General features: G+C 54.5%; 8 protein-coding genes and 2 pseudogenes. 1 reads left to right on the top strand and 9 read right to left on the bottom strand.

Features of this window, described 5'->3' with window-relative positions; translation table 11 throughout:
* Positions 1–104 precede the first annotated feature (104 nt).
* The 8 genes and pseudogenes from HV711_RS32615 to HV711_RS32585 form a co-directional block, all read right to left on the bottom strand.
* Positions 105–644: pseudogene (locus tag HV711_RS32615) on the bottom strand (ParB/RepB/Spo0J family partition protein); the annotation flags it as partial.
* Positions 641–2,206, bottom strand: a complete 1,566-nt coding sequence (locus tag HV711_RS32610) for a recombinase family protein (RefSeq protein ID WP_035483141.1) — start codon at positions 2,204–2,206, stop codon at positions 641–643. The gene HV711_RS32610 and the pseudogene HV711_RS32615, both read right to left, overlap by 4 nt.
* A gap of 164 nt (positions 2,207–2,370) precedes the next feature.
* Positions 2,371–2,706: a hypothetical protein gene (locus HV711_RS32605; RefSeq protein WP_341809907.1), complete on the bottom strand. Its 336-nt coding sequence runs from the start codon at positions 2,704–2,706 to the stop codon at positions 2,371–2,373.
* 564 nt (positions 2,707–3,270) lie between these two features.
* Positions 3,271–3,591, bottom strand: a complete 321-nt coding sequence (locus HV711_RS33740) for a hypothetical protein (RefSeq protein ID WP_244142761.1) — start codon at positions 3,589–3,591, stop codon at positions 3,271–3,273.
* A gap of 62 nt (positions 3,592–3,653) precedes the next feature.
* Positions 3,654–4,619: a DUF6708 domain-containing protein gene (locus tag HV711_RS32595; protein ID WP_035483149.1), complete on the bottom strand. Its 966-nt coding sequence runs from the start codon at positions 4,617–4,619 to the stop codon at positions 3,654–3,656.
* Between the two features lie 10 nt (positions 4,620–4,629).
* Positions 4,630–5,274 carry a hypothetical protein gene (locus HV711_RS32590; protein ID WP_035483151.1) on the bottom strand — a complete coding sequence of 215 codons (645 nt, stop codon included), beginning with the start codon at positions 5,272–5,274 and terminating at the stop codon, positions 4,630–4,632.
* 69 nt (positions 5,275–5,343) lie between these two features.
* Positions 5,344–5,421: pseudogene (locus tag HV711_RS34040) on the bottom strand (SymE family type I addiction module toxin); the annotation flags it as partial.
* A gap of 469 nt (positions 5,422–5,890) precedes the next feature.
* Positions 5,891–6,409: a YdcF family protein gene (locus tag HV711_RS32585; protein WP_244142759.1), complete on the bottom strand. Its 519-nt coding sequence runs from the start codon at positions 6,407–6,409 to the stop codon at positions 5,891–5,893.
* Positions 6,410–6,457: 48 nt separating this feature from the next.
* On the opposite strand from HV711_RS32585, the gene HV711_RS32580 reads away from it, so the two are divergent.
* Entirely contained in the window at positions 6,458–6,781 is a 324-nt protein-coding gene (locus tag HV711_RS32580) for a hypothetical protein (RefSeq protein WP_028362171.1), read from the top strand.
* On the opposite strand, the gene HV711_RS32575 is transcribed toward HV711_RS32580, so the two are convergent.
* Positions 6,773–7,318, bottom strand: a complete 546-nt coding sequence (locus HV711_RS32575) for a peptidoglycan recognition protein family protein (RefSeq protein ID WP_244142758.1) — start codon at positions 7,316–7,318, stop codon at positions 6,773–6,775. The two genes, HV711_RS32580 and HV711_RS32575, sit on opposite strands and share 9 nt — an antisense overlap.
* Positions 7,319–7,479 lie beyond the last annotated feature (161 nt).

The raw sequence follows: 7,479 nt of genomic DNA, 5'->3' as shown, positions 1-7,479 counted from the left end.
CCTTCAAGGACGGCGAACCGGTGCAAGACGATCGACCGGTTCAGCAGATACTCGCCGCTTGAAATCGATCGCCGTCAAATTGCTCATACACCACTCTTGACGTTAGCTCCATCGTTGTCGCCAGCACCCGCTATCGTCAGTGCCGCAGTTAGTGAAATGCGACCGGCTTCCACCGCGATCACCAATCTCTCCTCGCCCTGATGAAGCAGCCTTAAGATTCCGGCAACGTAGTCTGGTTTCAGGCCGGTCTTCTCTGCAATTGCTCTTGCACTGTAGCCGAGCTCCTCCAACCGCCGGATCCCCGCAAGTAGCTCCAGCGGACGGTAGCAGCGCCGGGCGATATTCTCAGCGAGGCTCATGATGAACGCATCTTCGTCGCTGACATCAACGACCAGCGCGGGGATAGTCGCCTCACCGAGTGACTTGTACGCCTTGAGCCGGCCCTCGCCGCACACGAGGAGGTACTTTTCTGCGTCCCCGGTGCCGTTGCGCGGTGTTACCTTGATCGGCTTTTTGAGGCCAATGGCCTGGATATTTTTAACGATTTCGCCAAACGTATGACTATCGCGCGCCCGTGGATTGATAACTTCAATCTTGTCTATTGGGATCATCCGGACTTCGTCGATCTGATGCGATTGGTTCACGCTACTCTCCTCAACCTTGAGCGTTCTGCCATGCCGTATAGATACTCAAGCGTATCGAACCTGTAGCTTTCGAACTCGATGGGGTTTCGGTCGGCCAGGCGAATTCGAGCTTGACCGAAATCGAGACGCGGCAACAGGTAGTAGTCAAGTGCGGCGGAATTGTCGTGATTTAGCCTCACGGCGACCGTGATATCGGGCAGTAGGCTCGTGTCGAACCTGATCTTCCAGTGATTGTGAGTCGCTGCCTGGGTCTGGCACCGGGCCAGTACAAGACATGCTGTGAATTCATCATTAACGTTAAGGAGATCAGTAGCAGCATCGCGTCTGACGGCGCCGCCGAGATCGGCAATCTTCCTTTCAGTTTGCGCGACGATCTCTGGATGCAACTGACGCAGAAATCGGTTGGTTTCGATATAGCGGTAATCGCGCCCAGGTGTGAAGCCGACGGTTTGATAGGCGCGAATAAGGCTGCCGAAGCGGTACATGTAGACGGAAGTCGACGGCATGCCTTCCGTCTCGTCGATGACGACGCCCGAAAGATAGCCACGATTGCGATAGAGATTGCGGAGCCGATCAATCAACTCCTCATTTGAATAGCGCCGAGCGCGTGCCCGCATGATCCCTTGGGCCGTGTAAAAAGTCTCGCTCGGGACGATTGACTGAAACGCGCCGTCTTTTCGAATCCACATGTTCGGCGTGTTCGCTACGCGCATCTGCTTAAGTTTGAAAGAAACGCGGTTATAGACGTTGTTTCCAATATACTTTTCGTTAGTGAGCACCTCCCGTACGGTGGCCCGCGTCCATTCGCGGTCAAGGTCTGTGCGTACGCGCATGCCATTGAGGCGAGCCGCAATCTCATACTCGTTGAGCGACTCTTCAATGAACCATGCGTAGATAAGGTTGACGATGCGGATCTCGCTATCAGGGCCAGGCATTAGGATGACCCGATCGGTCTGCAGACTTTTGTGTTCACCTCGGGTGAGCTCGCCTTTCATTAAACCATGTTGGTCGATTAACACGCGGCGCAGTCCATAACCCGCTGGCCCTCCTTGCCGAAACCCTAATTCGATAAGACGGCATTGGCCTGCAAAAACCTTCGCCGAAAGCTCGCGACTGTATTCGCCAGCCATCGCTCTTTTTACTCCCTTGACGATGGTTGAGACCGGCGAGCCGTCGTTCTCGAACTGCTCGGCGCAGTAAGCAACCTGAATGCCCGCGCGTCGGCAAATGTATTCGTAATAGGCGCTTTCATCTGCGTCCTGGAATCGTCCCCAGCGGCTCACGTCATAAACGAGAATCGCCTGAAAGTTGGCGTTACCGCCTTCTACGTCACGGATCAGTTGCTGAAGCGCTTGCCGGCCGTCGATCCTGAGACCGCTTTTTCCCTCGTCAGCATACGTGCGTATGATCTCGATGCCATGTTGGATCGCATACTCCCGGATTCTGTCACGCTGGTTTTCCGTCGAGTACTGCTGATGTTCGGTCGACATCCTGACATACTCGACGGCCCGGACTGTCGGAGCCTGCATGACCGGTACATCGCCTGTGTTATCGGGTGACATGGTCCGGCTCCAGGCAGAATCACTCCCCCCTCTCGGAAGCTGCCGGCTCGGTCGCATCGACCACGGCAGATTTCGACTTTAAAAAACAACATCGCGGATCGCGTCCGACGATCGGTTGAGAGCGGGTACAGATAGAAAAGTAGCAGGCGGAACAGGGTTGTCGATCACATCATCTCTTTGCAATCAGGAGCCGATGGCCCTCCGGGCGGTGACAGTACGGTGATATGGACGATGCACGCGTTCATCTTTGCAATCTGTATCTCCGATGCACGGCGCAGCACGTAGAAGCCGGACGCCGAGGGTGGCGCGATGTGGGACGCGTTCATGTTTGCAACCGCGCCCGAGCGTAGCCGCGCGTTACGCTTGCGTTGCAAGGCCGAATTTCGTTCGCGATAGGCGGGATGGGTCGCTCGGTACTGCCGCCAGTAATCTGGATTGCGAGCACGCCAGCTCGCCTGCGCACGACGCTGGTTTTCGCGATAGTCTGCGTCGGCGCGCATGTGCTGCTGTTGCCAGCGCCTGCGTCGCTCTCGCTGGCAGCTCGGGGCCGAACAATAACGTTGATTGGGGACGTGAGGCAGTGGGCGGAAGAGGCTGCCACACGCGACACAGTGGCGGACGTTATTCATCACGCGCTCCATACGTGGGATAGTGATCTGGAGCACGTTGGCAGCCGGGCATCCAACCCGTCTGAGAAACGCTGGTGTGCGGCTGCGCGCGCGCAATCAGCGCGTTTTTGTGGCAGGTGACTCAGTCTAACGAATTCGCGACACAAATCCGCGTAGTCCAACTAATTCGGTGCGGCTAGCAGGAACGATCGGATCGAAAAAGTTAGCAAGTTATTGATTAATAAAGGCGGCCAGTCTAACGAATTCTGTCTCCCTTCAGTAGCCGGAACCATAAGCTGAGATTTTGGGAAGCATCCGTTGAGACTTCTATTGAATGATGGGTTCCGATAGCTCAAGCTGATGACACCCCGCCAAGCGCTATTCCGAAAGGAAAAACGGCCACCTTTGTGAGGTGGCCGTTGTTTTTAAAGTGGGAAATCCCAGACTGCGGTTAGCTTAGTCGCCGGCAATCTTGATGATGCCTTTCAATCCGATGTCGACAAAGCGTGGAATCTGGCGAAGTCGGTGATGGCACCAGCCCACCTGGAAAAAGGATGCGTCGCAAATTTCAAGGTACGTGTCGTTCATGCCAAAGACCGCGTAGGCGTCTGCCGCTTCATCCGCTACCGGCCTGCGAACGTCTACGCGTCTCGACGCTTCCTTCTCGGTGACAGGGCGGTTAAGGACAACCCGCGTCATGTAGTCGTATGTCATGCATTCCCAACCGAAGCGCCGCAGCGCCGAAGCAAGGCGTAATCGACGAAGCTTCGCGCCCATGCTGCACCAGCGCTGGACGGCGAAGGCCGCAAACTGAAGGCAGCATATTTCGAAAGCGAACTTTATGCGCCCACGAGCGTAGCAGGTTCGATATTTCCGCAGGCGGTCTCGACATCCGTGGGCCAGACGGGCTCACGACTGGTCAACTGCGCGACGTAATGCAGCACCGACAGCAAGAAAACCGGACCGCTAATCATGAACGTGAAGATGCGCAGACCCATACTGACTCGGCCAATAGCTCCCAATCCATAGAATCGCACTCGAATAGAGTTGCGTAACGACGGTTCGCGCGGCAGATACTCGCTCACCGGCGGGAGTGCGGTCGGACCGTCTTCCATGTAACGTCGGATAAACTCGAAGTTCGCCTTCACTTGATGCAGCACCTGTCGTCCATATTCGGACGATTCACTTGCACCGTTTACCGTGCGCAGCCCAAAACTGAAGGTGTCCACGACCTTACCTGCATCGTTGAGAACGAGGCAACGCATCAACGTCGGCGCCCCTCCAAACGCCGAGTTTGAGGCCTGCCTTTGCACATAAAAGAAGGCTTTGTCCCAAGCTACCTGAATGACACCGTTACGACCGTTGTGCTTGAAGGCATAAACCATTCGCGTACGTCGGTTGAACCTCACCGACCTGTGGCGATAGTTGAAGCAGTCTCTGCGCAAGAGAACGACACTGAATGCGCATCCCGCGAGCATCAATGCGCTCATGAACCACATCGACGCGCTAAACCAGCCTTGGTCACCGTTCTGAACCATTATTGGATTGACTTCCGTTGCAGCCTGAGTCGCGGCGATGGTTAGCAAAAGAAATCCTGGGAAACCTACTAGAAATGCGAGCAAGCACCAGCCAAGCTGGAAATATGACGCGTCGCAAATCTCAAGATATGTATCGTTCATGCCGAACACCGTGTAAGCATCTGCAGCCTCGTCTGCGACTGGCTTGTGCACGTCGACACGTCGCGACCGTTCGATGTCAGTTACAGCATGATTCAGTGGAACTCGGGTCATGTAGTCATATGCCATAGCATCTCGCTTATGAGGTCAGAGCCTCAAACTGCTTCTGTTCATCCTGCGGAGAGAACTTCTCTCCGGCCGTGCCAAAGATACACTTGCTCAGCCATTCGTTGATTTCACGGTGTTTTTGCCATGCTATCAATATTCCGATGACTATCAGAATAAGTAGCAGCGGAAAGACAAGCGATGTTGCGCCCACGATGGTCGCTATGCATAGCAGTAAGCTTGCGCCTGCTGAAAACAGATACAGCCACGCTAGTACCGCATGCCCTTCCTTTTTCTCGCTCTGGAATTGTTTAAAGTCATACCAGGCACCGACCAGTCCTGCAACCGCTCCAATTGTCCTGCCCGCGATTTCGACGAACGTTCCATAACGTGCCATAACCGCCGAGTAGCGCAGTCGCAACTCGCCCAACGCCTTCAATCCATTACCCACGGTCTGGCCACCCGCGGCCCACGTTGACACGATTGCGGCCCAAAATTTGTTCTTGTTCTCGGCCCTGTTCAAGGCGCTTGATTTTTCAAGTTCCTCGCTTGCGAGCATCCAGTTCACGCCATTGAAGATGACACCAATCACACCGTAGCCGACCTCGCCCTGCGTCACGGCACGAAACTTTGGCAGGAAGCTCGACGTCACGTTCTCCTCCGTCAGCACCGCCCGCATACCAGGTCCGAATATCGCGTTCCCAATGGCTCGACCGGACTTCGCCTCTGTCGAGGCTGTCAACCTTCCTTTTTCGACCTCTACGCGAATTCGCGCACTTATTGCGAACCCCGCTTGCTCTAACCACCTTCCCGAAGCCGAATCCAAGGCGCCGGCGGCAAATCGTCTAAAACTCGTGGTTCTCAGGTCCTAAAACCTTCATCGGCCGCGGACGTCTTTGTGCCGAAATAGTCAAGATGCGTTGGGATACCGGCGCAACTGCTTTATGATTGGCATCAGCCATGATCAACTCCTATTCAGCTAGGGTTGTTTGTGGTCAGCGGGTCGTTTGGGGGCAGCACATGCGTCCCGCGCTTCGTCTCCTTGCTCGCTTTCCTCGATACTTAAGTCGGTTACACCTGCAAGCTCTGCAGCGGTGCGATCACTCCGTTACGCGATCTCCTGCCAAGGGAGCTACTGCATTACAGCAGCCACCTAGTTAGGTATCCGATGTACTTAGTCGCATTGTCGAGTCTTGTGCAACAGCATCAGCTGTCAACGCCGACTGAAACCGCACCCCTCCGGAGTCATTTTTACATCGGCGCTAACAGATTCCGACAAAGTGGATCCGCTCACCTTAAAAATCCACTCTGACGCAATACCAAATGATCGCAGGAGTCTCGCGGATAGCCGAGTAAATATCGCGAATTTCAAAAAACTGCGGATAGCTACCGGCTACATGGTTGATTCCAAATCTCCTTAGAGCAAGGGCAGCGCGTGGAACATGAAAATACTGCGTGACAACAAGAGCACTTTTTAAATGGTGCGTTTGCATATAGGCGCTAGCGTTTCTGACAGTGTCCCATGTGTCAAGACCCATGTTGTCCATGACAATCCGCTCCTTGGGAATGCCGCGTTTGACGAGGTAATCTTCCATTGCACGCGCTTCGTCGGTACCCTGTTTGTCAATGCCACCGCTCACAAATATCTGATGGCACAGCCCGTTGTCGTAGCATTGTCGCGCCCGGTCCAGTCTTGCCGATAGCCTGCTCGATGGGCTACCATCCGCGTGAACTTGATTACCAAAAACGATAGCAATGTCAGATTTTTGAGGCTTAAAGAGCAATCCTATTGAGGCTACAATCAGGGAAGTCATTAACCAGGCTGCGGCTACCCACTTCAATATCGAAATTAGCATGCAAACATGAAAAAAATCATTGGTGTGATTGCGCTTTTAGCCGTTGCCTGGATTGCCATAAACACAAACATCCCGACGCCGCCCAAGTCAAAAGTGTGCAGCGTCGAATGGTTTAGCTACGTGGGCCAGCACTACTTCGACATCTCCGATGGACAGGGGCATGGGCCCGACCCAGGAAGTAGCGAGTGGCTGGGTTCGGTGGAATGGAAGGCAAAGCTTCCCATTCGCGCAAATCTTCCTGACGTCGAGCGGTGTGAGCGGATCCAGCAACAGCTCGAGCGCCATACCTTCATTATAAATAATGCGCTTGGGTTGGAGATTTCACTTTGATGGCGCAGCCAGGCCGAATGCGCTCCTCATCTGCGTTACCACTTGCATGCCGTATTTTCCAGGGCATGCCCGCCCTTCGTGCCCTGGAGCAAGTAGCTGATATTCACGATGGCCACCTAGGGCCTTGAGATTGAAAAACTCTTTCAGCGTTCTAATAAGCGTGGTCAGGGCATCCATCTGCGCCTTAGTCGGCATTTCATGATCGAATGCTACCGCATCGCGCCCGATGTCCAACGTCCCCTTAAGTTTCTCCCACAGCGACTTTCGGCTGTATTCCTGTTGCCACGCTTCGCCGGCTTCGGCAAGATTCTCAAGAAGGACGATACCAAGTTTTCCCGTGTTATCTCCCAACACATGCGACCCCACGAAGCGCACATCTCTGGCTTCGAAAATTTCACCGTTGCACGAGACCGCATAGTGGTACCCGATGTCATAAAAGCCACGCATGTCGTACTCCTGAGCCTTTTTCATCTGCTCGATGGCCCCTTGCTCATTGACGGCGCATGAATAACTGTGGCCGGCATGATGGATGACCACATCGCTGTAATCCCAATTGGACGGAGTTAGGGCGTCCCTTGGAGGCTTTGGAGATAAGGTCAAGTCTGGTGTATGGGCAGTTGATAGCGGGCGACGTCAAGCGGCGAGTTTCTGCTGACCCGGTTGATCGTCTTGCACCGGCTCGCCGTCCTGGAAGGCAA

Source organism: Paraburkholderia phenoliruptrix (assembly GCF_902859825.1).
GTDB classification, from domain to species: domain Bacteria; phylum Pseudomonadota; class Gammaproteobacteria; order Burkholderiales; family Burkholderiaceae; genus Paraburkholderia; species Paraburkholderia phenoliruptrix.
This window is presented reverse-complemented; position numbering and strand designations above follow the sequence as displayed.